This window comes from Vibrio sp. 10N.286.45.E10 (assembly GCF_002874195.2).
Lineage (GTDB): Bacteria > Pseudomonadota > Gammaproteobacteria > Enterobacterales > Vibrionaceae > Vibrio > Vibrio crassostreae.
Genome location: NZ_MCWD02000002.1, coordinates 932874 through 956552 on the forward strand (window position 1 = coordinate 932874; position 23679 = coordinate 956552).

General features: G+C 43.5%; 18 protein-coding genes and 1 pseudogene. 10 read left to right on the forward strand and 9 right to left on the reverse strand.

Annotation, left to right across the window (positions count from 1 at the left end; translation table 11 throughout):
• Positions 1-22 precede the first annotated feature (22 nt).
• The 4 genes from BCU34_RS17210 (at position 23) to BCU34_RS17225 (ending at position 4292) form a co-directional block, all read left to right on the forward strand.
• Positions 23-1273 carry an ABC transporter substrate-binding protein gene (locus BCU34_RS17210; RefSeq protein WP_102431448.1) on the forward strand — a complete coding sequence of 417 codons (1251 nt, stop codon included), beginning with the start codon at positions 23-25 and terminating at the stop codon, positions 1271-1273.
• 84 nt (positions 1274-1357) lie between these two features.
• Positions 1358-2458, forward strand: coding sequence for an ABC transporter ATP-binding protein (locus BCU34_RS17215; protein WP_102431447.1), 1101 nt, complete (start codon positions 1358-1360; stop codon positions 2456-2458).
• 2 nt (positions 2459-2460) lie between these two features.
• The gene (locus tag BCU34_RS17220) at positions 2461-3453 is read left to right on the forward strand and encodes a carbohydrate ABC transporter permease (protein ID WP_102431446.1); all 993 of its coding nucleotides are present in this window, start codon (positions 2461-2463) and stop codon (positions 3451-3453) included.
• 2 nt (positions 3454-3455) lie between these two features.
• Positions 3456-4292, forward strand: coding sequence for a carbohydrate ABC transporter permease (locus BCU34_RS17225; RefSeq protein WP_060980646.1), 837 nt, complete (start codon positions 3456-3458; stop codon positions 4290-4292).
• Between the two features lie 291 nt (positions 4293-4583).
• Here BCU34_RS17225 and BCU34_RS17230 read toward each other — a convergent pair whose 3' ends face one another.
• From BCU34_RS17230 to BCU34_RS17240, 3 genes are all read right to left on the reverse strand, one after another.
• Complete coding sequence (locus BCU34_RS17230; RefSeq protein ID WP_102478811.1) at positions 4584-5576, reverse strand: 2-hydroxyacid dehydrogenase; 993 nt, start codon at positions 5574-5576, stop codon at positions 4584-4586.
• 222 nt (positions 5577-5798) lie between these two features.
• Entirely contained in the window at positions 5799-6131 is a 333-nt protein-coding gene (locus BCU34_RS17235) for a DUF1971 domain-containing protein (RefSeq protein WP_102478810.1), read from the reverse strand.
• Positions 6132-6193: 62 nt separating this feature from the next.
• Positions 6194-6997, reverse strand: a complete 804-nt coding sequence (locus BCU34_RS17240; protein WP_102478809.1) for a ferredoxin--NADP reductase — start codon at positions 6995-6997, stop codon at positions 6194-6196.
• Between the two features lie 339 nt (positions 6998-7336).
• On the opposite strand from BCU34_RS17240, the gene BCU34_RS17245 reads away from it, so the two are divergent.
• The gene (locus BCU34_RS17245; protein WP_102478808.1) at positions 7337-8272 is read left to right on the forward strand and encodes an acyltransferase; all 936 of its coding nucleotides are present in this window, start codon (positions 7337-7339) and stop codon (positions 8270-8272) included.
• Between the two features lie 163 nt (positions 8273-8435).
• Here the strand turns inward: BCU34_RS17245 and BCU34_RS17250 are convergent, their stop codons facing one another.
• The 3 genes from BCU34_RS17250 to glgX form a co-directional block, all read right to left on the reverse strand.
• Positions 8436-9158 carry a tRNA (adenine(22)-N(1))-methyltransferase gene (locus BCU34_RS17250; RefSeq protein WP_102478807.1) on the reverse strand — a complete coding sequence of 241 codons (723 nt, stop codon included), beginning with the start codon at positions 9156-9158 and terminating at the stop codon, positions 8436-8438.
• A gap of 141 nt (positions 9159-9299) precedes the next feature.
• Positions 9300-11042: a diguanylate cyclase gene (locus BCU34_RS17255; protein ID WP_102478806.1), complete on the reverse strand. Its 1743-nt coding sequence runs from the start codon at positions 11040-11042 to the stop codon at positions 9300-9302.
• A 248-nt stretch (positions 11043-11290) separates the two neighbouring features.
• A complete protein-coding gene (glgX, locus tag BCU34_RS17260) occupies positions 11291-13264 on the reverse strand; it encodes a glycogen debranching protein GlgX (protein WP_102478860.1) in 1974 nt (657 codons plus the stop codon).
• Positions 13265-13698: 434 nt separating this feature from the next.
• Here glgX and lamB point away from each other — a divergent pair, with 434 nt between their 5' ends.
• The 3 genes and pseudogenes from lamB (at position 13699) to BCU34_RS17275 (ending at position 17459) form a co-directional block, all read left to right on the forward strand.
• Positions 13699-14907 carry a maltoporin LamB gene (gene lamB / locus BCU34_RS17265; protein WP_102478861.1) on the forward strand — a complete coding sequence of 403 codons (1209 nt, stop codon included), beginning with the start codon at positions 13699-13701 and terminating at the stop codon, positions 14905-14907.
• Positions 14908-15068: 161 nt separating this feature from the next.
• Positions 15069-15899, forward strand: a complete 831-nt coding sequence (locus tag BCU34_RS17270; protein ID WP_017078578.1) for a MalM family protein — start codon at positions 15069-15071, stop codon at positions 15897-15899.
• Between the two features lie 432 nt (positions 15900-16331).
• Positions 16332-17459: pseudogene (locus BCU34_RS17275) on the forward strand (ISAs1 family transposase).
• A 76-nt stretch (positions 17460-17535) separates the two neighbouring features.
• On the opposite strand, the gene BCU34_RS17280 reads toward BCU34_RS17275, so the two are convergent.
• Positions 17536-17658, reverse strand: a complete 123-nt coding sequence (locus tag BCU34_RS17280) for a hypothetical protein (protein ID WP_258186884.1) — start codon at positions 17656-17658, stop codon at positions 17536-17538.
• A gap of 142 nt (positions 17659-17800) precedes the next feature.
• Complete coding sequence (pulA, locus tag BCU34_RS17285) at positions 17801-21442, reverse strand: pullulanase-type alpha-1,6-glucosidase (protein WP_102478430.1); 3642 nt, start codon at positions 21440-21442, stop codon at positions 17801-17803.
• A gap of 622 nt (positions 21443-22064) precedes the next feature.
• On the opposite strand from pulA, the gene BCU34_RS17290 reads away from it, so the two are divergent.
• Positions 22065-22454 (forward strand): DUF1294 domain-containing protein, encoded by a 390-nt coding sequence (locus BCU34_RS17290; RefSeq protein WP_102478461.1) that lies wholly within the window; start codon positions 22065-22067, stop codon positions 22452-22454.
• Positions 22455-22506: 52 nt separating this feature from the next.
• On the opposite strand, the gene BCU34_RS17295 is transcribed toward BCU34_RS17290, so the two are convergent.
• On the reverse strand, positions 22507-23091 hold the full coding sequence (locus BCU34_RS17295; RefSeq protein ID WP_065675799.1) for a LysE family translocator: 585 nt from the start codon (positions 23089-23091) through the stop codon (positions 22507-22509).
• 141 nt (positions 23092-23232) lie between these two features.
• Here BCU34_RS17295 and BCU34_RS17300 point away from each other — a divergent pair, with 141 nt between their 5' ends.
• Entirely contained in the window at positions 23233-23673 is a 441-nt protein-coding gene (locus tag BCU34_RS17300) for an Lrp/AsnC family transcriptional regulator (protein WP_102432059.1), read from the forward strand.
• Positions 23674-23679: the final 6 nt, after the last annotated feature.

A 23679-nucleotide genomic window follows, 5' to 3' on the forward strand; every position in this document is an offset into this window, starting at 1 on the left:
TCTACAAACAATAAGGATAGGTATGAAAAAGTTACAATTAAGCACTGTATCTGGCGTTATCGCTGCGGCTCTATTTTCTACGGCTGCGCTTGCTGGAGAGCAAGTGACACTTAATGTCGCTGCATTTGCAAACTATGACCAAGTTGTTCGCTTGATTACGCCTGATTTTGAAAAACAATATCCGAACATCAAAATTAACCTACGATCGCTGTCGTTCCAAGATCACCACACCGCTCTGACAACATCACTGTCTACAGGCGCTAACGTACCTGATGTTGCTGCACTAGAAGTGGGCTTCATTGGTCGTTTAGCAAATGCTGGTGGCTTAGAAGATCTAAACCAAGCCCCTTATAATGCGGGTAGTTTCGCCGAGAGATTCTCACCATTTACTGTACCACTAGGTAAAAATAACCGCGGTGAGCAAGTGGCTATTCCTGTGGATATTGGTCCGGGCACGATTTTTTACCGTTCTGATGTGTTGGAATCAGCAGGAATTAGCGCTGAAGAGATGCTGAAAGATTGGGATAGCTTTGTCGAAATGGGCAAAAAGCTAAAAGAGAACAACGGCAGCTACATTGTTGATAATGCTTCGACAGCAATGAAAATTGTACTACGAAGCGGTTTAGACGAAGGTCAGTCCGTTTATTTTGGTGAAGACAATAAGATCTTAGTTGAAAGTGACCGTTTCAAAGAAGCGTTCCGTGTCGGCAAAGAGCTGTTTGATAACGACTTGTCTGCAGAAGTAAACCAGTGGAGTACCGAGTGGAACGAAGGTCTGCGCCGTGGTGATATCGCGACTCAAATGTTCGGGTCTTGGTTTGTTGGACACATTCGTGACTTTATCTCGCCTGATACTGATTATTGGCGTACTGCGCAACTACCAGGTGGCACTTACGCAAGCTGGGGTGGAACATTCTTATCAATTCCAGCACGAGCTGAGCATAAAGAAGAAGCGTGGACATTCATTAAGTACATGTCTGATCGCGTTGAAACTCAGGTTGCAGCACTAGAGTTCGGTACATTCCCTTCTTCTGTTGAAGCGCAACAAGCGCCTGAAATGAACGAAGAGATGACCATTCTTGGTAATCAGAAAGCGCGCTTGATCTGGCGTGAATCGGCAGAGCGTATTCCTGCTATTTCAGCTCACCGTCACGACCCAATTGCAGAGCGCATTATTGATGATGCATTTGAAAAAGTGATTAACCATAACGTCGATATCGATAAAGCGTTGTCAGATGCAGCTAAATTGATTAAGCGTCGCGCTCGTCGTTAATTTAAAAATAAATAAACTTTGCGGCTACGACTCTTGTAGCCGCGTTTCTCGCTAGCAAGTTCCACTTTTCTAAAGGTACAAATAATGAGTTCCGTTACTTTCGAAAACGTAAAAAAAGCGTACGGTCAAACGCAAGTAGTTAAGCAATTCGATCTTCATATCGATAATGGTGAGTTTGTGGTTTTTCTTGGCCCATCTGGTTGCGGAAAATCAACGACACTTCGTATGCTTGCTGGTCTAGAAGACATTACTTCAGGCGATATTCGAATTGGTGATCGTTTGGTGAATGATCTTCATCCAAAAGATCGCGACACTGCGATGGTGTTCCAAAGCTACGCGCTGTATCCGCACATGACAGTGGAAAAAAACATCGGTTTCCCAATGAAAATGGCCGGTGTTAAAAAAGAAGTCATCGCTGAACACGTTAAAGAAGTAGCTGAATCGTTAGAGCTTACCCCTTTGTTGAAGCGCTACCCAAAAGCACTCTCTGGTGGTCAACGCCAGCGTGTTGCTATGGGGCGTGCAATGGTTCGAGTGCCATCGGTATTCTTGTTTGATGAACCACTGTCTAACCTTGATACTAAACTTCGTGGAACCATGCGTGCTGAGATTAAAGCAATGCATAAGAAGATTAAAACTACGACACTGTATGTTACTCACGATCAGGTTGAAGCAATGAGCTTAGCTGACCGAGTCGTTATCTTAAAAGATGGTTATGTTTCGCAAGTAGGTACACCAAAAGAAATCTTTGAATCGCCTTGCAGTAAATTTGTGGCGACATTCATTGGCGCGCCAGAGATGAACATTCTTTCTGCACGAGCAACGTCATCAGATGACACGATTGTGACAGTGGGTGAGCAAACCGTTACGTTAAATAAAACACACGATTTGCCAACATTTGATATCGAATATGGTATTCGCCCAAGTGATTTCTATCTAAATCGTCAAACGGTTCAGTCTGACAATATTGGTACCTTAACAGTCACCGTTAATATGGTTGAGCTTCTGGGTTCAAATTACCACCTTCACTGTTCTTTGGACGGACAAAATATTCTGGCGGAAGTTGAATCTCCAACGGGCTTAGAAGAGTTAGAAAATCAGCAAATCGAACTTTACTTCGACCTAAACCGTACACACCTGTTTGACCTAGAAGGTCTTACAATTACTGGCACTGCGCAGGGGTAATTATGTCTGACGCTATTATAACTAAAAGTGAGCCTGTACAAACTGTCTCTCGGATAGAGAAGCTAAAGGCCAATAGCCACAAGTGGATACCGTACGTATTCATCAGCCCATTCTTTATCGTATTTGCAATTTTTGGTTTATTCCCAATGTTGTTCTCTCTGTTTCTATCGTTCCACTACTGGGAGCCAGCAGCAGGATTTGGTGCAATGGAGTGGGTAGGGCTTGAGAACTACATCTTTACTCTTGGTGATGATTGGTTCCATACATCTCTATACAACACGTTTTGGATGGCACTTGCTTCGGGTATTCCACAGCACTTAGTGGCGATTCCTTTAGCATTCTTTATCCATACCGCTTTCAAGCGTGGTCGTAATACCATCATGGGTTTGTATTTCTTGCCATACATTACTTCGACGGTAGCGGTAGCGATGATCTTTACTACGCTATTCTCTCGTGACTATGGCTTGATCAACATGATGTTGACCTCTATCGGTACGATCAGCATTGGTGACTTCCAACCGTTTGCGATCTTATTCCCAACGGAAAATATTGACTGGAATCAGCCTGAATACACTAAGACGATGGTGTCGTTTGTTGTTTTCTGGCGCTATGTTGGTTGGAATACCATTTTGTACTTATCAGCAATGCAGACAATTCCTAAAGATCTTTATGAAGCAGCAACGATTGATGGGGCAACCAAGCTTAAGCAGTTCTTCTACATTACGCTGCCTATGCTTAAGCCAATGATGTTCTTTGCAGTTACGCTTTCCATTATCGGTAGCCTACAGATCTTTGAAGAACCATTCATTATTACCGATGGTACTGGTGGTATCGACCAAGCTGCAAAATCGGCCGCGATGCACATGTACATCACTGCATTCCAAGAGGGTGATTTTGGTACAGCGTCAGCAATATCTTGGTTCTTATTCTTAATAATTGCGGCCCTTACGTGGGGTAATAACAAAATCTTTGCTGATAAAGAGAGCGAGAGCTAATCATGAAAATCAAATTTACACTTAGTGAGCTTGTCGCGTACGGATTTGTCATAATGGGCGCGTTGATGATGCTGATACCGTTTTACTTTATCTTCATCTTTGCGACTCACGATAACCAAGCGATTCTTTCTGTCCCACCGCCAATGTGGTTTGGTGATCAGCTGGGCGTGAACCTTAACGCTCTGATCGGTTATCTTCCGCACTTTTGGAAGAATTTAGGTTGGTCATTCTACATCGCACTGATTACGACGATATTGAATCTACTGTTCTGTTCATTGGCAGGTTATGCGTTCGCAATGTTCGAGTTTAAACATAAGAACCGTCTGTTCGTGTTTGTAATGGCTACGATGATGCTGCCAGCGTTCTTAAGTATGATTCCTACCGCTTTGATCATGTCTTGGTTAGGCTGGATGAACACACCAAAAGCGCTATATATTCCAATGGCGGTGGGTGCGATGGGGATCTTCCTTATGCGTCAATACATCAGCTCTGCAATTCCAAGAGAGTTGATTGAAGCGGCTCGTATGGATGGGTGTGGTGAATTCTCGATTTTCTTCAGAATCATTATTCCTTTGATCACACCAGCATTGGGAACATTAGGTCTGGTGACATTCATTGGCCAATGGAACAACTTTATGGGCCCACTTGTTGTTATGAACGACATGGAGATGTTCACGCTTCCACTAGCCCTTCGTTCACTGCAAGGCAGTACGGCGCTTATCCCTTACGGCGCGATGTTTACTGGTATTGCGGTCGCGGTTTTACCATTGATGATCTTGTTTGCTATCAGTTCTCGACAGCTGATTGCAGGTCTAACGTCCGGTGCTGTCAAAGGCTAGAAGTTCAGTTTTGATTTGGAGTAACAATATAGACTTAAGTACAAAACTTGTTCTGTTTATTATCAATAGACTATAAATAGGTGAGATTTTTTACTATCTGAATAATGTCATTACAACGACTTTTCAGTTGAAAAAGCACTGTGAAGCGCTACCAAATGATTGGTTTTATCATCAGAAGGTCAAGACATTTGAAGACAGTGAACTAAGACGTATTAAATAGACGAAAGAGCCACGCGAGTTCATTTTTTGGGCTAGCGTGGCTTCATATTTAATCTAAGAGCAACTCAGCTATTAAACCAGTTCATTGCCGCTGGTGTTGCCTGCAAAGAAAGCATCAACGCTGGTTAGGGTTGTATTGGCGATGTTGAACAGAGCATCTTTGGTTAAGAAAGCTTGGTGACCTGTGAACAGCACGTTGTGACAAGCAGATAGGCGACGGAATACGTCATCGACAATCACATCGTTAGACTTGTCTTGGAAGAACAGCTCTTTCTCGTTGTCGTAAACATCAAGGCCAAGCGCGCCAATCTTACTCTGCTTAAGCGCTTCAATAGCTGCAGTTGAATCTAGCAGTTCACCGCGACTAGTGTTGACGATCATCACGCCATTTTTCATTTTCTCAAATGCAGTCGCATCTAATAGATGGTAGTTTTCTTTACTCATAGGGCAGTGCAAAGAAATCACGTCAGAATCTTGATAAAGCTCATCCAGTTCAACGTATTTAGCACCTAGTTCAACGGCTAATGGGTTTGGATATGGGTCGTAGCACAAGATGTTCATCCCCAAACCTTTCAGGATTCGCATAGTTGCTAGACCAATCTTCCCTGAACCAATCACACCAACGGTTTTACCGTGGAAGTTAAAGCCTACCAAGCCTTCAAGGGAGAAGTTCGCATCACGAGTACGTTGGTATGCCTTGTGCAGCTTACGGTTCAAACACATCATCATGCCAACCGTGTGTTCTGCTACTGATTCTGGTGAATAAGCCGGAACGCGCACCACTTGCAGGCCAAACTCTTTGGCTGCGTCTAGGTCGACTTTATCGAAGCCCGCACAGCGCATCGCAATCAGCTTAGTGCCGCCTTGTGCAAGAATCTCTAACACGTCTCGCGATAGGTCGTCGTTTACAAATGCACACACCACTTCGTTGTCGTGCGCCATTTTTGCCGTGGTTGTAGTGAGGCGAAAATCATGGAAATGAAACTCAGCGTTGAGATCGCCTTTCGCAAGGTTGAATGATTTTTCGTCGTATGATTTTGAGCTAAAAAAAGCAATGTTGAGCATGGCTTCCTCTCTTACCTAAAAAATGAATACCCCAATTATGTTTATTTGATAAGGGGTTAAAATTAACAACTCTGTTCAGTGTGCTAGAGTTTTTTTCTCTTGTCTATCAACATTAGTCATTGTAATTACTATGGTTATTTGGTCTTTTGTCGTAATTTACTGAACATTAAAAATCACATTACGATGTCGCTTGCTTATAAGTTCATCAATACTGAGCAGATCTTACTTTCGGGTGTTGAACATCTTCTTAGTCTCTTTTTCTGACCAGAAGTTAATGTTGAATTGCGCGTCGTCACTCAGTTCTACTCGGTGCCAATATTGAGGCGGACTTGTAGCAAATTGTCCTGCGTTGATGACAACGGTGACTTCTGGTTCTGTCGCATCCGCGTTTGCAAAACCATGGTAGGTAACCGTGCCTTCCATAACACATAATTGACCGAATACACCCTCAGCAGTGTTGTGGTGACTAATTAACGCGGCAGGTACGTTGTCTTTAGTGAAAAACGGTGTTGAACGTTGGATTTTCCAGTGTGACGGAATACGTAAATGACTCATATAAAACCTCTTATCTGACTGTTCTTTGAAATAGATACTTCGGTGTTTTAGGTGGCCTATCTTTACCAGTAATTTTCACTGCTGAATTGACCAGGCTTTCTCCGTAGATGCTTTTCGAAACCTAAACTTGTTAGTGCGTCACTTGTGTCTCGAACCATTTGCGGATTGCCGCAAAGGTAGAAGAAACTGCGGGTTTGATTGAAAGCGACAGACGCGGCTTGCTCAAGATCGCCTCCAAGTAACAAACTTGGGATTCGTCCGCGCAAAGTTCCGGTAACTGATTCTCTAGAAATAATTGGCACATATTTAAGTTTTCCTTGAAAGTGATCGACGAGTTGAGTGATACGGTCTCGATAAGTCAGGTCTTGTTCTGTTCTTACGGCATGAACCAATACAAGGTTGTTGAATGACGCGGCTTTTTCTGAAGCCAATCCATTCTGCTGTTGGATCTGCATGCTTTCGAGCATTGAGATAAATGGGCCAATCGCGGTTCCGGTTGAAAGCATCCATAGATCGTCGACGTTCTCTGGGATCTCATCCAATGTCATAAAGCCGCTTGGGTCTTTGCCGACAAAGATGTCATCGCCTGCCTTCAATTCATGAAGCTGGGGCGAGAGCTGACCGTTTTGATCCTTAATAATCAAAAACTCTAGATGCTGATGACCTTGCTCATGTTCCGGCGCATTGACCATTGAATAAGCACGTCTCACGAACTCATCTTCACTATTTAGCAAACCGAGCTTAGTAAACTGACCTGCCTGATAAGGGGAGACAGGAGCACTGACTTGGAGTGAGAACAATTGTTCTGTCCACTCTGTCTTGTGTAGGACTTTTCCGGTTACCAAACCATGAGGAATATCTGTCATATCATCACCTTTATGAAGAGAAGTTATCTCATTAAGGATACTCAACTATTTACATTTTGGAGTTGCATGTACCATGCCAATAATGAGAATGCTTATCAATACTGACTTGATGGCTGGAATTGATTGTTTTTGTGTCAAAAAGACCCTTTTATAAATTGGTCCAAATGACTCATGTGTGTGTTTGTTGTGTGCGTGGTGCGTTGTTTTGGGGGATTTAGAGCCGAGCTTTCGCAAAGTCCGAAGAGTGGTTTGACCCCTGAAGTATTGCACTAATAACTAAAGAGAATAATTTATAGATGCGTATAATGGCGGCTTTCGATCTCAATATAGCCGTGTTTTATGCTTGATAATCTTCGTATGGCCTTGAACGTACTGTTCGTGACCATCAATACTGCAATGACTGCGTTTACCGTGAGTTTCTTTGGCCTCATCAAACTGATTCTGCCAATCTCTGTTGTACAGAAGTCGTGTACTCGTTTAGCTAACTTCACATTTTGGTGCTGGGCTTCGCTCAACCTTTGGATGTTGAACGTGAACAACGACATCGAGTGGCAAGTGGAAGGCGGGGAAGATATCTCGACCAAACAGTGGTATTTGATGATGTCGAATCATCTGAGTTGGGCGGATATCGTGATCTTGTCTTCTATCTTGAAAGACAAAATGCCGATGACTAAGTTCTTCCTTAAGCATGAACTGCTGTACGTCCCATTTGTTGGGTTGGCATGTTGGGGGCTAGATATGCCCTTTATGAGACGCCATTCTCGTGAGTTTTTGCTGCGTAACCCAGAGCGTCGTAATGATGACTTCGATGCAATCAACAAAGCGTGTACTAAGTTCAAACTTGCACCGACAACCTTGGTGAACTTTGTTGAAGGGACTCGTGCCAACCACGACAAACTAGCGACAGTCAAAACACCTTATCGTCACTTACTCAAGCCTAAAACCGGCGGTGTGGCGTTTGCTCTATCGGCAATGGGTCCAATCTTAGATGGTATCGTCGATGTTACTTTGGCTTATCCGGAAAACCAGACTTCTCCATTTGAAGATATGCTGAAAGGCAAAATGACCAAGGTAGTCGTGCGTATTAAACTGCATGCAATGGATGAGAACGTGAATGGTAACTACTTTGAAGATAAGGCATTTAAACGTCGCTTCCACAGTTGGTTGAACAATACGTGGAAAGAGAAAGACGACTATCTTGATACAGTTTATGGTGTTGATACGCCCTCTGAGGTTGAAACGACTGGTGAGCCTGATGCGGTTCATAAGAAATAAGAGCAGTAAGCTTAAACCAAATTGATAGCATTAAAAAAGCCGATAGTTCATTGAACTGTCGGCTTTTTTATTTAATCGGCTTTACTAACGGTAAGCGATAAAGTTAGTACTTACTATAATCTAGTGGTAGTAAAATCAATGCTATATGCAGAACAGGTGAGGACTAAATCGCTTGGTATGCATCAATGATGTGCTTCACTTCGCTGGGTTTACCTTGCTGCTCTTGGCCTTGATGAATGCGAAGATAATGCTGCAATGTTTTGGCTTTGTATTGCTGTGATACCTTCATTTGTTCATCACAACTTGGTGTCCAGATCTTGTCACCTACGTTTGATATCTCGCTAATGTTTTGGCTATTTTCTGAATCACCTTGGTTATTACTCACCAATAACACCTCGTAGTAACGACGGTTCTCTTCGAGCAACATTTCATCAATAAGACCAAAATTGAGCGCCTTTAAATGGCTTCTCAACTCGAATTGCTGATGCACCGGACAAAGCAAGAAATCGATCGCTTTGTTTGGGTGTTGACGATGAATGTCATCGACGAGTTTCTGAGTGAGATCGCCACCGACGCCTGCAATAATAACTAGGTGTTTGCCAGTATGTTTCTCAAGCGGAATAGCGGCGACATCCATGCAGTAGACTTGCCATTGACTGGTAACCGTTTGTTCAGCTTTATTATCTTGTGGAAAGTAGTGCGCTAGCTTGTCTTCAAGTTCACTCATTAGAGACGGGACAATATCGACAAAGTGAATCTGAGGTGCTTTATTATCCGACAACAGTTGAACACCCAAAAAGCCATGATCACAGCAACAGTCCCAAATATGCTGGTAGTCATTGCTGACAAGGGAGTGGAGAGTTTGCAGTCGGTTACTTAGCTTCATAAGATTCGTGTCGTTAGAAAAGGGGATATTGTCTTATCGAAGGCGCATTGTAATGACTTTCTAGAAAAACAAAAGCACCTTGAATTTGGAACCCTAGGTGCTTTGTCGTGTGTGATAATCTACAGGCTTGTTGGAATGCGTTTAAGATGCTTTGGCAACGGCTCTGATGTGGCTTTCCACTCGGTTCTTACCAAGTTGTTGCGCGATAAGCTTTGCCTGTTCCGCTAGCGCTAAAGCTGAGTCTGTTTCGCCTTCTATTTGTGAGTACCCCACGCTAACCCCTAGCGATAAGGTGATATCTGGAGTGACGATGGTTTTCTCCGCGATTCCGACTCGGCACTGGTCTAGCTGGAATTTGGCATCTTTCACATCATTGGCTTTGAACAATACCGCGAACTCCTTTCCTCCAACACGCGCCAAGCAAAGTCCTTTCGGTTTCGGGAAGTAATAACGTATCGATTCTGCAGTCAGCTTGATCATCTTGTCACCGACTGCTTCACCGTAGGCACGGTTTACGTGGTCGAAGTTATCGATATCAAGCAGAGCAACATAGGTATCGGGCTCGCTCGCGTAGTTTTCGATGGCGATACTGAAACTGCTCTTATTGTCTAACTGCGTCATCAGATCTTTGCTACTCAATTGATGTTGAAGCAGTAAGTTCGACAAAGAGACCTCAGTGTAATCCCGGATCATTCGCAGAATACTCTGGCTGATCGGTAAGTTTGCGTTTACGTACAACACTGCGATCAACTGCTTACGAGAGTGCAAAGGAATACAGTAATGACGTTGGTGTATTTTGAGTTTACACGCTAATGGGTCGGCGTATTTTCCGCTTCTGTAAGCCATGGTGTCCGGTGTAAATCGCTCTGCAAGGGCTTTGTCACAATGTACCGTTGACTTGTTTCCGTGATAGTCGATGGTACTGAATGCGTGGTTCTCAGGCTGATAGAGACAGAATTGAATGCCTTTTTGGTAGGTGAAGCTGTCCAGTATGGATCTTAACTCTCGCTTAAAGCTTACAAGGTCATCGACTTTATTCAGTTGTGACAAGGACACATTCAAACGATAAGCCAGATAGTTTGCGCCAATCCACAATAGAAGCAGTGAACCAAGTACCAAGCCAGTTAACGTAAATTGGTGTGAGCTGGTTAAGATATCATGGCGATCGGTGCCTGCGATGAATACCCAGTTCAAGCTGTTGTCAGCGTCAAATACCGATATTTTGAAGTTATCTTGATAGTAATATTCGTGCTTACCAACGGTTTCACCTTGTGAGAGTTGATGGCTGATACCTGCGTGATAGCTGACTGATTTAGATCCGATACGCTTTGGGTCTGGGTGGAAGACCAGTCGTTCTGTTGCTCGGTCAACTACAAACACATAGCCGTGATTAAGCGTTTTTAAGTCTCTTAATCCTTGTGTGGTGTGTAAAAGGTCAAACTCAATCCATATTTCTTCATTCAATCTTTCCGCTGTATGTTTAACTGCGAACACCCAACGACCATCTGCTTTTTGGTAAATCGAAGAGATGTAGAAATCCTCAACCACACTGTCTATTGAGTTCCATTTTATGGAATCGATTTGTTCATGGGAAAGAGGTAATCCACGACTTGATATATATTGTTGGGATTGTGGTTGGTATCGAACGATATCGGAGAAGTTTGGCGTTCTTTTTAGAATATTATCGCTCAATTCTCTGAATTTTTTATCACCGATTGGAGCCGTTTTAGGTAGGCCTAGACTGGTTTCTAAAAAATAGAGCTTGCCGAATGTCGCTTCGATGTTGGAACGAATAGTGGAGCTTGCGATACGAATGTTTGACGATGATTGTTCAGTTGCTGCTGTTTCTACTTTTTCAAGCTGAGCCACAGCTAGATAGAGCATCCCTCCAGTTAATAAAATAATGTATGGTTTAAAAAGCCGAATTAATGTTTTAGGTAAAGCCATGATATCCAAAGACGTTATAGATTCATTTTTATAGTACGGCCATACTAAACAGTTTTCGTAATCACATCAATGCAAATGATTCCATATAAATGAATGCGTTTTGTGATATTAGGCTAACAAAAAAGCCAGTCATAAATATAACTGGCTTCTATGGTTTTCGGTGTTTTATTACGTTGGCTTAACTTTTAACTTAACTCAGTTTTGCCTGGCGAATAATGCAAAATCGCCATCGAAGTTGGCGACAATAACATTTCACCTTCAGCATGACCTGGTTTTACATTTCGTAGGTTAGTATCGCAGATCTTCACCCAGTTTTGATCACGATCACTAGGTAAAGAAAAACGTGCTGGTGCGTTGGTTTGGTTGATCAGATAAATCAACTCGTCACCATTTTTACCAATGCCTAAATGCAGCGCAACTGAGCTTAAACGGTTCCAATCATCATGCTCCATCAGAGTGCCATCGACACGGCTCCAGAAGATGCGGTTAGAATTACGTTTTTCGCCACTGAATGCCTTAATAAATGGCACCATGTATTGCTGACGAGCAGAAATCATTTCCGATAGCCAAGTCTTGAAGTATGTCTTGCGCTCAGAGTCTTCCCAGTTTAGCCAGCTGGTTACGCCATCTTGGCAGTAAGCGTTGTTGTTACCTTTTTGAGTATGAGATAACACATCGGCCGTCAAAATATGCGGAATACCAAAAGCAAACAGCAAGCTCGCCATGAAGTTGCGTTTCTGCTTTTCACGTGTCGCGATCACTAACAGGTTTTCGGTTTCACCTTCAACACCGTAGTTTTCAGAGCGGTTGTCACCGTGTCCATCGCGGTTGTTCTCACCATTCTCTTCGTTGTGCTTATGCTTGTAAGAAACAAGATCTTGCATGGTGAAGCCATCGTGATAAGTGATGTAGTTGACGGTTAATTTGTACGGCCAGTGCGCAGCGCTATAGATGTCACGTGAACCCATCAAGCGAGTTGCAAACTCTTTCAGGTAGCCTTGATCGCCACGCCAGAAGCTACGAGTGATGTCTCTAAGCTTGTCATTACATTCATTCCAACCTAGCGGGAAATTACCTACTTGATAACCATTAGGTCCAATATCCCATGGTTCTGCGATTAGCTTGGTTTCTTTCAGTACAGGATCTTGAGCAACGGCTTTAAAGAAAGCAGCCTCAGGGTTGTAGTTGTCACCTTCGCGCCCCAGTGTTGCTGCTAAATCAAAACGGAAGCCATCGACTTGGAACTCATTTACCCAGTAACGAAGCGTATCCATGACTAAGTTGAGTGCCGGTTGGTGGGTGAGGTCGACCGTATTACCGCAGCCTGTGAAGTTCGCGTAATGACAACCATGTTTAATGTAGTAGCGGCTATCTAGCGCTTTGAGGTTGAAGGTTGTACCCCCTTCACCACCTTCAGCTGTGTGGTTGTATACGACGTCAAGGATGACCTCGATACCATTGCGGTGCAGTTCACGAATCGCGGTTTTGAGCTCAGTAACCGCGTCTTTTTCTGCATAGCGAGGGTCTGGCACCATGAACAGATATGGGTTGTAACCCCAATAGTTTACTTTCCCCATATCCAATAGGTGGGGTTCATGCATACACGCAGCAATAGGTAAAAGTTGTAGAGAATTGATATTTTGCTGTTTATAGAACGCAAGCATTTCAGGGCTAACTAACCCTAAGTAACGTCCTTTAGTATTGGTCGCTACTTCAGGGTGAAGTTGAGATAGGCCTTTTACATGGGTTTCAAAAAGAACGGTCTCTTCGCGGCTAATGCGTGGTTTTTCCACGCCTTGCCAATCGAAAGTGTCATCAATAACAACACATTTCGCCATAGCAAAGCTCTTCTCATTGGTATACGGCGTGACGTAATCGAGCGGTTCGCTGATTGCTTTGGCATACGGGTCTGAAAGTAGGATTGGCCCATTGTCCGTTTCTGCAATGAAACCGTATTTTTGCCCCGCTTTTATACCATCAATAAAAACATATCTGATATCAGCGTATTCATTTTCCAACTTATAAGTGGTGAATTCATCGTTCTCGTCAAAAAGAGCAAGAGAGAGGGATTTACAGTCAGGAGAATAAATTGAGAAGTTACAGCCAGTGTTTCCTAGCGTTGCGCCTAGTGGATAAGGGCGAGCGAGCGTTCTAGTCATTGCTTGATTTCTTGTTCGTTTATCAACATCAGTGAACTATAAGTAAAAAGCTTTGTCACAGTAAGGTCAAGCAACTTCATAGAATAATTATTGTTAAAAAAATAATTTACCGATTAGGTTCAAATTATATATTTGAAGTAGATCTCACTTAAGGTGAATAATTAGATCTGTGTGCTGTCTACTCCTCCTAGATTAAGTGATCCACCTCTTTAAAACGCCGTTCTGTATATTTTCTACTCCCCTCTAGTCCCCCTTAATTAACTTAGGGGTGGAGGAAGTCAAACTTGTCATCCCCTCTTAATATTGACCCCGTTGAAACGAATCAGGGGAAACCCTAAACCTCTCTATCTTACGACTACCATTACTGCCTTTGGTTGCCGCAAGAGAGCAAAAATATAAAAACCTAAAATAAATCGTCCTTAATGGAGTTAAGAATGAAAAAAGTAAGTTTGATTGCTGCTGCAGTGGCAACTACATTAGCTGCTGGCTCTGCGTTCGCTGTAGATTTTAATGGCTACATGCGTGCTGGTACTGGTATTAGCGGAAATGATGGTGGTGACGTTTCATTCATGAAGAATGGTATTGGCCGTCTAGGTAATGAAAACGACAACTACTCTGAGTTTGGCTTGGCTGAAGAACTAAAAACTGGTGAGCAAACTTGGCGTTTAGAGTCAATGATTGCTTCTGGTGCTGATGGCGCAAATGGTTGGGAAGACGGTGACTTTAACGTTGCTCAGTTCGCTGTTAAAGCAACTGGCGTGTTATCTTTTGATGAAGAAGCGACTCTTTGGGCTGGTAAAACATACTACCAACGTAAAGATATTCACATCACTGACTTCTACTTCCTAAATACATCAGGTACTGGTGGTGGTATTGAAAATATTTCAGTTGGTAACCAAAAACTTTCTTTAGCAATTATTCAAGATGGCGAAGATGAGAACGGTGCTGGTTACATGGCTGATGCTCGCCTAGCGAATATCGGTTTATGGGAAGATGCTAGTTTAGAGCTTGGTGTTGTTTACAACTTCGGTACTGAAAACAAGAATGGCAAATACGATGGTGATGATGGTCTACTTGCTACAGGTATTATCCACCAAAACATGAGCAATGGTTTTAACCAAACAGTTGTTCAGCTAGGTACTGCTGGTTACGGCGTTCAAATGGCTAACTTCTGGGGTTCTGGTGCTTACTATGATCGCTCTGGTGCTCAAGATGATGGTTTTGGTTACCGTATTCTTAACTGGGGTGTAATGAACCTAGGCGAATCTTGGGAAATGGGTCACCAACTTGCATACCTAGCAGGTTCAGACCTAGGTGTTGATAAGCATGATTCAAGCCAATACTCTATCGTGGCTCGTCCAATGTATAAGTGGAACGACACAATGCGTACTATCTTCGAAGCTGGCTATAACGCTGGTGAAGTAGACAACGTTGACTTTGGTGGCGCTAAATTTACTGTTGCTCAAGCATGGGCAATGGGTGACAGCTTCTGGGCTCGTCCTGAAATCCGTGTATACGGTAGCTACCTAATGGATCTAGAAGGTGATTCATTCGGCGAAGTGAAAGATGCGAGCGGAGATGTAACAGCTAAAGGTGCTGACAACGACTTCGTTGTTGGTATCCAAGTTGAAGCTTGGTGGTAAGCCACTTAGCTTAAAATCCTAAACTGTCCTAATTCATAGCCGGCTTGCGTCGGCTATTTTTTTAAGGAATGTACGATTAAGTTGATCGTTCCCTAGGTGAATAGTTCTCTTTGTGGTAATTAAAGTTAGTAAATTTCTTAAAAAAATAAAAAGGAAGGGTTATGTATTTTAAAGCTCTGATGTTGAGTGGCTGTGTTGCATTGGCCGGTTGCCAATCTGCACAAGTAGTCGAGCAAGTGCAAGTGGCACAGGCTGAACAAGTTAACTCGATTACTGGTCTTCAATTTGCCCCGATGAAGCTTCCAAGCTCGGCAATTTTTGATGTGACACCAAATAGCCAAGTATTAAACTATCAAGGAATAAACAGCCCTGTAGTAGCGATTGAACTGCCTGCAGATCGCGGTGAGTACTCGATTAATATCACGAGCATTATCGGCGATACAGCGTTTGTTCCTAATGCGGTTATCTATGACGAAAACGGTAGTGAGCTAGAGCGTTACGGTAAAGAGAGTTTCGAGTACGCTAAACCAAGACTACACTTGGGGAACCGTCTCGTTGCTGAGAACGATTTTTACCCACCGACAACAGCAAAATCAGTTTATTTAGTTATCTATACAGATCAAGCTGATATTGGTGATTTTACTGATGTGATCCATCCTGCTCGTTTAGATGCGGAAGGTCGTGGTAACTATTTACCTGAAGTGAAAGATATCCCGATTCCAAATGCTAACGTTGGTAAGATAGAAGTAACAATCGATAAAGCGAGCTTCTTTTCTATTGGTTCATCGAGCAGCGAATCTAACGCTAAACCAGCCGCTGCGACTAAGATCGATACCATTCAACCTGAAACGCAAACCTACTATCACAATGCGATTCAAACGGCTGTAACTGAAGACAATATTCCTAAAGCTCTGAGCTTATTAGATGAAGCAAAAGCACTAGGTATTGAAGGCGCGCAAGAAGTATTTGTAAAAGCCGTCAATAAAAAGTAGTCGAATAGTTTGTAAATACTGATTGATATAAAGAGAAGGGCTCCTAGTAGGGAGCCTTTTTTATTGATTGTAATAAATTAAAAGTAATACTCATGTTAACCAGAATATTTGAATGTAAATAATCTCAGGCTTACACATAATAACCAATAACCAATAACCAATAGCTAATATAAATGGGCGTAATTCGTTGTTTATAGTTTTGATTTACTAACTACTAAAAAACACTCTCGTCTATTTTACTCTTGTCAAATAGCTGAATACGAGCTCTATTGACGAATCGCTATTTCATCTAGTGACCTAAAGTCGGCCTCCTAAACTTTACGTACACTGGAATTATCAGGGCAAGATCATGAACATTTTTCGCCCAATGGTTGACTAACGTTGACCTGATGGGTTGGTTGTGATCTTATTCTCCTCTTTTGAGGAGCACCCATGAATTTAGATACCATCAAAACGTATTTCAGCATCATTCGAGACGAACGACAAAGCGCAAAAAGTAGACTATCCTCTGTTCGACATTTTATTTGGTTCAATTTGTGCCGTAATAGCCGGAGGTCAAGGCTGGACTGATATTCGCGAGTATGTTCTCGGACACCATGAATGGTTTCTTAAACATGGTTTATTCGAAAAAGGTGTGCCGGTTGATGATACCTTTGCTCGTCTGATTTCAAACATCGACCCGGCAGAGTTCGAGATTGCTTTCTAGCCTGGATGAAAGCAGTGCACAAGTTAACTGGTGGTGAGGTGGTAGCCATTGACGGCAAAACTTTACGGGGTTCCTATGACAGAAACGACAGGCAAAGCACCATTCACATGGTGAGTGCTTATTCCTGTGCTAATCAACTCGTATTAGGTCAGCTAAAAACCGATGCTAAGAGTAATGAAATCACAGCGATACCTGCACTCCTCCAGATGCTCGACTTACGAGGTGCTATCGTGACGATTGATGCGATGGCCTGCCAGACTAAGATAGCAAAGGCTATCACGAGCAAAGGCGGTGATTACTTATTATCGGTTAAGGGTAATCAAGGCAAGTTAGCGGCCTCGATTCAGTCCGCCTTCTCCTCACGCCGGCGAGATCCGATTGACTGGGATAGGTATCAAGTTGAGAAGCAGAAGGGCCGGATTGAAGCGCGTACTTGTCATATCCTGAGTGCTCGTGAGTTGGAGGGTGACTTCTCCACTTGGGATAGGTTAACCAGTATTGTGATGGTCGAAAACTACCGAGCAACAAAAGGCAAGGCTCCAGAGTTGGAGTATCGTTACTACATTAGTTCAGCAGAACTGACCTCAGAGCAGGCAAGAGAGGCTATCCGTGCCCACTGGGGCATTGAATCCATGCATTGGATTTTAGATGTCAGTATGGGTGAAGATGCTTGTCAGATTTATAGAGAAAATGCTGCTGAAAACATGGCGGGATTAAGACATATGGCACTGAACATGCTCAGAGCTGAGTCAACCAAGATTAGCGTACCGATGAAACAGAAGCGGTGTATGATGAAGCCTGCCTACTTGGAACAAGTTCTTATGGCTGGATTTACATCGATGGCTAAATCTTAACCATTCATGCGGACGCCCTGCTGGAATTATACGTTCACACGACATCGTTATACGTTCACACGACATCGTTATACGTTCACACGACATCGTTATACTTTCTACCAAGAACCAAGAACCAAGAACCAAGAACCAAGAACCAAGAACCAAGAACCAAGAACCAAGAACCAAGAACCAAGGCGGTTTGTTTATCTCTTAACATTTATGTTAATCAAGGTCAGGGAAGGGGGGGACGTGTTGGGATTGGTGTTTGTTGAGCACAAAAAAAGGGAGACTGAGGTCTCCCAAAAGGCTAGCTTGCGCTGGTTTTATTATCTGTTTATTAGAATCGTAAGCTTTAAGGCTTAATTCTTGGTTACTGAAACGACCGCTTTTTCTACATTGTCATCCAGCTCATTAATCGCATTCAGAGTGAAGGTGTAGCTGCCAGCTTCTGCTACGCTTAGTTGGCAGTTACCATCACTACCTAGGTTGATTGACCCATTAGCAAGTTCAACGGAGTCACAACCAAAGTTAGGTGTTTTCCAGTCAGCATCTGCAAACTTGAAGCCATAGTTACCCGCTTCCAAGCTACCTGTTACTGAATAAACGCCGTTACTTACAAAGCTCATTGCCCAACCCTCAACAGGGTTCCAGCCATTCATATCACCACGTACATACACGGTAGTTTGACCGTATGGCGGAATGCTAGACACATCTTTATCAGAGTTATCAACTGGCAGACCGACACCTTGTGCATCACCTTGAGCTTGTACAAATACAGCGGTGGTTAGTGCCGGTACTGTGAAGGTCTCAGCGGCGAAGCTTGCACCTTTCACTGTATCATCAGCAGAGTTTTGTTGAACGTCATGAAGTGTAAAGCCTGTCGCTCCTGTGATTTTGAACGATTGAGATTCATTAGTTGAGTTTACAACTGCCACAATCGCATCATTTGCAGGGTCAAGATCGTCGCCCGCAGACACACCATCATCGATAGACATGACAATCAGGCCTTCGACTTGATCTTCGCCAACATTTCGGAAATCGACACGCTTCATGACTTCGTCTGCTGTATCTAAGCGGAACAGTTCACTTGAGCTACGGATTTTTAGTAGTTCTAGGAATTGCTGCTTAGTCAGTTCAATGTCGTCTGCGTCTGGTTTAGCAGTGCTGTCAGCAATGATAGTTTTGATCAGATCCCAGTTCGCACCATCTTTATCTTCACGTGGTAAGCCAACATTCCAGTTGTTGTCAGTACCGTCAAACATGACGCGGTTATACCAATCACCAGAGTCGTAAGAATCGCGCTGCATTGACTTAGAGCGCAACAGTTCAGAGCCCATATGGATGAATGGTATGCCTTGGCCTAACATGACGGTAGAGAGCGATACAGATTGCATGCGAGCACGCTCTGCAGAACTAGTACCTGCAGCGATCTTGTAAGCGTTGTTGTCCCACAGCGTTTGGTTATCGTGTTTTGAAACGTAAGAAATGTTCTCTGAAGGCATCTTAGTGTAACCAGCTGGCGCGCCGTTGTAATCAACGTTTTTACCCAGTTTGGTATCGCCTTTGTAATCAATCAGTACGTATTCTGCGAGGTTACCTGCCATACCTAAACGAACAAGGTCTTGGTTATGCAAACGACCATTAATCGAATCTTGATCAACTTTGGTTTCTTCGTTGGCAATCGCTGCGTTACCAAAGCCTTGGTTAAAGCGAAGTGGGTGGTTGCCTTCTGAATCGACGCCACCATCAAACGGGCTACCGCCACGAACAGCGTCACGTAATCGATCAGAGAATGTACCTATCTCTGTGCCTGCCATATTGATTTGGTTCGCTTGGTCGAAGCGTGCATTGTTAGCTACTTCACCAAAGTCCCACCCTTCACCGTAGAACAGTGTGTTCTCGTCGATTTTACGAACTTCAGCAAGAGCTTCTACCATTACGTCTTTTGGTTGGTGACCCATTAAGTCAAAACGGAAACCATCCACCTTGTAGTCGTCAGCCCACACCTTAAGTGAGTCGACCATTAACTTACCCATCATTAGGTTTTCGGTCGCAGTGTTGTCACAACAGGTCGAGTTTTCCACGCCACCTGTGTTCACATTAAGACGGTGGTAGTACCCAGGGACAATCTTATCCAGTACCGACTTATCGTTCACACCAGACGCATTGGTGTGGTTGTATACCACGTCCATGATCAGCTTGAGATCCATGTCGTGCGTGGCTTTCACCATTTGACGGAATTCTAGAATACGTTGAGAACCATTAGGATCGGTCGCGTAGCTGCCCTCTGGCACAGTGTAGTGGAATGGGTCGTAGCCCCAGTTGAAGCTGTCCAGCATGCGCAGGTCGTTCATTAATGCTTGCGCATCGCCTGTTGAAGGGTCATAACCATCGAGTACATCTTCGATGACTTTATTTTCGTCTTCGTTTCCACATAAGGCAGCAGTCGGTTTTACATCACACAGTTTGCCAACGGTGTCGGTGATATCGACGCGGCTTGCTTCATCTTCATCAACGGTAGCGATATCAAATGCTGGTAAGATATGCAGCGTGGTTAAACCTGCATCTTTCAAAGCTTGTAGGTGCTTGACCGACTCGCGATCTGCTTCTGTGAGAGCGAGGTATTTTCCATTTAGGCTAGGTGTGCCGAGCTTATCGCTGAAGCTGAAGTCACGAAGGTGTGATTCGTAAAGTACATGATCTTCATCTTTCTCTACCGTTGGACGCTCATATCCAACCCAACCTTCAGGCATTAATGCTGAATCATCAAGATCGATCACTTGAGAGTATGCTGAGTTTTTCGACAAACTGAGTGAGTAAGGGTCGGTTACTAGGCGAGTTTCAATGTTACCTGTGGTTGGATGGTAAACCTTCACTTGGTAGCGATAGTAACTGTTGACAGCGTTAGGTACCGCGTCAGTCGCCCAAATACCCGTCTCAGTGCTTTCCGTCATTGGGAACACTTGTGAACTTTGCAGATCTTCGCTGTACAAGACGAGTTCTACATCTTGCGCGGTTGGTGCCCAAAGCTTGAAGGTCGCTGCACTGCCTTCAACAATCGCGCCTAGTTCTTCACCCATTGCGTTACCAGCATCTTCGCTAGCAAATACCGCATCAAGCACACCTGGCTTTTGAACCTCAGTTGAAGAGATAACATCGCCATTGGCATTATAGGCAACAAAAATTATCTGAGATTTTAAGATGGTGCGTAATGTGTTGTCGTCAACGTCGATAGCAAGGGCAGGTAAGCTTGCAAGGTGGCGGAAACGCTCTTTCAATTCAGTAGAAAGCTCTCCGTCTTTGCTCAGTTCAATTGCAGTGCCACCCACGATTTCTTTGTCGTCGTTCATCGTGATGCTGTTATCGAGTGCGTAGAACAGCTTGACAGAATCGGCGTTACCAGCGGCTTCCCAAGCGATAGTGTCTGCGTCTAACCAATGCGCTTTTTGGCCATCAATATTCACTGGGCGCTCTGAAATTGGGTCGTAGTACAACTCGCTGCTGCCATGGAACCCGAATACGCCCTGTGAATCGCCAAGCTTGGTTAGCTCGATTTTAGAATTGGCACTACCAAACGCTTTTTCGTCGCCATTGTGTAAGATGAAGTTCATGCATTTATGTGGGTCAGAAGCATCTGGATCGACTTTCAACACATAATAAGCGCCGTAGGTATCACTGATACCATCAAATTCGTAAGGTGCTTCCCAGTTAGTACCCGTTTCGCTTAGCCCCATGCCTTTTAAGTCTGTGCTAGTACAGCCTTCGCCATTCCATAGGTGAAGCCCCCAACCGTCGTAAGTTGAGCCCGAAGTGCTCGCGGCTGCAACATCACGTTTGTAATACACAACGACTTCGTTTTCGCCTGCTTTGTATAAGCCATCGTTGCCTGCGTCTGTGTCATTGTCGCTATCACTGCCACAACCTGCGATCAAAGTAGCGGTGAATAGAGGTAAAATCGCTTTGGCCAAAGTCGAGCGCTTGAAGCTTCTCTTTTTGGTCATATTGAAGGTGTTTCGTAGAGATATAATTTTATTAATATTTATGTTGTTCACGTTTTGATATCCATATTTCACTTTTTATGAAGATAAATATCCTAGCTTTAACCAAGGTCAACTATTTGTGATGGCAATGTATAAAGTTATTTTTAATTCGTAATTATAAGAAACCTAGTGTCAATATCACGCTTTGTATTTGGTTAGTGCTGGATTAATTGGATCAATGACTCATATGTTCGGAATCAATAACCTAAGGCGTAGAGGATAGGAGTAGATAATAAGGATGAGAACTCATCCTTATTAATGTGAGACGAATACCACTTTTTTTGGCTCTTATTTTTCAATGGCAATAAAGTTTTATTTATTACCGTTTTTATTGCTACTATAGCTAATAATAACCCTATTAATTAGTGTGGAGTAACCACAAATATTTTGACACTAAAAATGGATTCACATAAGTGTGAAAATACTGTCATTTCTATTTTCAGATCCTTTCGATTACGATAGATCCAACGTGTGTTTAGGAAGAGGTTTCTTAGTAGACTAGCTCCGTGCTACTGAGCTCTTTCTATCAAAATCTACAGGGCGTAATTGCCACAATATGTGAGCTGTTACCCAAAAGGAGTTGATGTTGTCTTCATCTATTAAAATTGCTATCACCTATCTGATGTTGGTTGCGATATCTGTGTTGTTTGCAGAAAGTTCTAAAGCGCTGTTGGTGTGGTATTTGGTTATCGGATTGGTGACGTTTTTTGTGTACGCGAAAGACAAGCGAGCAGCGATCAATGGTAATTGGCGTGTTCCAGAGAAAACCTTGCATGTTTTTTCTGTAGCTGGTGGTTGGTTGGGGGCTTTGCTCGCACAAGACAAGCTGCGTCATAAAACGCAAAAGCAGCCGTTCAGAGCGATTTATTGGCTGACGGTGGCGATGAATATAGCAGTGTTTATATGGACGTTAACACCGAGTGGGCAGGCGATATTCGGTCGTTGGGTTAGTGAGGTTATTGGATACTTGTAATGAAATTGATGGTTAGTAATCACTTGCTAACCATCATATGGAAGCTATCTGGCTACAACATCGGAATCGTTGAGGCTAACAGCAACCCCGCCATGCCATAGTTGAAGCTTTTGATGCGGACTGGCGTTGTTAGCCAGTGTTGCAGTTGCTTGCCTGCTGCCGTCCAGAAAGTTACGGATGGCAAGTTAGCTAGTGTGAATATCGCTGCGATGATTGCAAGTTCCCACCATGAACTACCGCTGCTATAAACAGAAATGGCTGTCAGTGCCATTGACCAACCTTTCGGATTAACCCACTGAAAACTTGCCGCGCCAATGAAGGTCATCGGTTTATAAGCTTCAGTGCTTTTAGCTTTTCCACTCTTTGCTATTTTAATCGCTAGGTAAACCAAGTAAGCAAGGCTCAGGTATTTCAAGATTTGGTGCGTCACCGGGTATGCATTGAAAATCCCCATTAAGCCGAAGCCAACCAACAGCAACATAGCGGCAAACCCTAGAGCTATGCCAAGCATGTGTGGAATGGTACGAGCAAAGCCAACATTGGCACCTGATGTCATGAGCATGATGTTATTTGGACCCGGCGTGAAGGTCGAGACAAACGCAAACAAGGCAAGCGCGCTAAGTTGTTCTAAAGGCATTATGGTTCTCCAGCAATAAAATGAACGAAGTGACTGACCGGTCATGACTTTCACGTGTTGAGAAACATAGTAGGTGGAAAGTAAGGCAATTATGTGCTTTTATTTCATCTATTATCACTAAATGCACAATAATAAGTACCTATGGATAGATTTGACGAAAGGATATTGCAAGAGCTTAAATTGGACGGCAGAATCTCCAACATTGAGCTTTCAGAACGAATTGGTCTGTCGGCTTCAGCGACCTTAAGGCGAGTACAAGATCTTGAGCGTAAAGGGATCATTCAAGGTTACCGCGCGGTTCTTGATAATGGCTTAATGGGCATTGGTTTTATTGCCTACGTTTCGATTGGCTTATCTAGCCATAGCAAAGCGGCTCAGTTGGAATTTGAACAACATGTCAGCATGGAAAAAGAGGTGGTGGAATGTCACAACATCACTGGCGCTAACGAGTATTTGTTGAGAGTCGAAACCAAAGATCTGCCGGGATATAAGAAGTTTCATGCCGATGTACTTGGGGAATGTGCTCAGGTTCAATCCATAACGACTATGGTTGTGATGGATACCCCTAAAGATGAACGCTAATCGAGT

Bases quoted from the DNA above. Each gene is read 5' to 3' on its own strand.
- BCU34_RS17210 (WP_102431448.1), top strand. From the start codon at position 23: ATGAAAAAGTTACAATTAAGCACTGTATCTGGCGTTATCGCTGCGGCT.
- BCU34_RS17215 (WP_102431447.1), top strand. From the start codon at position 1,358: ATGAGTTCCGTTACTTTCGAAAACGTAAAAAAAGCGTACGGTCAAACG.
- BCU34_RS17220 (WP_102431446.1), top strand. From the start codon at position 2,461: ATGTCTGACGCTATTATAACTAAAAGTGAGCCTGTACAAACTGTCTCT.
- BCU34_RS17225 (WP_060980646.1), top strand. From the start codon at position 3,456: ATGAAAATCAAATTTACACTTAGTGAGCTTGTCGCGTACGGATTTGTC.
- BCU34_RS17230 (WP_102478811.1), bottom strand. From the start codon at position 5,576: ATGCTCAACATTGCTTTTTTTAGCTCAAAATCATACGACGAAAAATCA.
- BCU34_RS17235 (WP_102478810.1), bottom strand. From the start codon at position 6,131: ATGAGTCATTTACGTATTCCGTCACACTGGAAAATCCAACGTTCAACA.
- BCU34_RS17240 (WP_102478809.1), bottom strand. From the start codon at position 6,997: ATGACAGATATTCCTCATGGTTTGGTAACCGGAAAAGTCCTACACAAG.
- BCU34_RS17245 (WP_102478808.1), top strand. From the start codon at position 7,337: ATGCTTGATAATCTTCGTATGGCCTTGAACGTACTGTTCGTGACCATC.
- BCU34_RS17250 (WP_102478807.1), bottom strand. From the start codon at position 9,158: ATGAAGCTAAGTAACCGACTGCAAACTCTCCACTCCCTTGTCAGCAAT.
- BCU34_RS17255 (WP_102478806.1), bottom strand. From the start codon at position 11,042: ATGCTCTATCTAGCTGTGGCTCAGCTTGAAAAAGTAGAAACAGCAGCA.
- glgX (WP_102478860.1), bottom strand. From the start codon at position 13,264: ATGACTAGAACGCTCGCTCGCCCTTATCCACTAGGCGCAACGCTAGGA.
- lamB (WP_102478861.1), top strand. From the start codon at position 13,699: ATGAAAAAAGTAAGTTTGATTGCTGCTGCAGTGGCAACTACATTAGCT.
- BCU34_RS17270 (WP_017078578.1), top strand. From the start codon at position 15,069: ATGTATTTTAAAGCTCTGATGTTGAGTGGCTGTGTTGCATTGGCCGGT.
- BCU34_RS17280 (WP_258186884.1), bottom strand. From the start codon at position 17,658: ATGTTAAGAGATAAACAAACCGCCTTGGTTCTTGGTTCTTGGTTCTTG.
- pulA (WP_102478430.1), bottom strand. From the start codon at position 21,442: ATGACCAAAAAGAGAAGCTTCAAGCGCTCGACTTTGGCCAAAGCGATT.
- BCU34_RS17290 (WP_102478461.1), top strand. From the start codon at position 22,065: ATGTTGTCTTCATCTATTAAAATTGCTATCACCTATCTGATGTTGGTT.
- BCU34_RS17295 (WP_065675799.1), bottom strand. From the start codon at position 23,091: ATGCCTTTAGAACAACTTAGCGCGCTTGCCTTGTTTGCGTTTGTCTCG.
- BCU34_RS17300 (WP_102432059.1), top strand. From the start codon at position 23,233: ATGGATAGATTTGACGAAAGGATATTGCAAGAGCTTAAATTGGACGGC.